Annotated in this window: 1 protein-coding gene; it reads right to left on the bottom strand. The window is 66.9% G+C overall.

From position 1 onward, the window contains the following. A partial coding sequence (locus HX846_RS38370) for a rhodanese-like domain-containing protein (RefSeq protein ID WP_256740531.1) occupies positions 1–362 on the bottom strand: 362 nt, incomplete at both ends.

Genomic DNA, 362 nt, shown 5'->3' with positions numbered 1-362 from the left:
GCAGGTCCACCAGGTCCACGGTGCCGTCCTTCAGCGCATCGGCCAGCGCCTGCACCGAGATCAGCGGCAGCGCGTCAAAGGGCACGGCCTCCTTGACCTCCAGCGCCAATCCACTGTGGACGCCACCCTCCAGCACATACGCCTCATGCCCCAACTGCCGCAGCCAACTGGCGACAATCGGCGCACGCACACCATCACTGTCCAGCAGCACCACCCGTGCCTGACGCACGCCGATGTACAGGTCGGTGGACTGGATCAATTGCCCGCCCGGCGTGTGTTGCGCCCCCGGCAAACTGCCGGCGGCAAATTCTTCAGCGGTACGCACATCGCACAGGAACAGGCTACGGGCCGGGTCCGCCGCC

This window comes from Pseudomonas sp. K5002 (genome assembly GCF_013386655.1).
Lineage (GTDB): Bacteria > Pseudomonadota > Gammaproteobacteria > Pseudomonadales > Pseudomonadaceae > Aquipseudomonas.
Note: the sequence above shows the minus strand (reverse complement) of the source record. Positions and strands in the feature narration are given on the sequence as shown.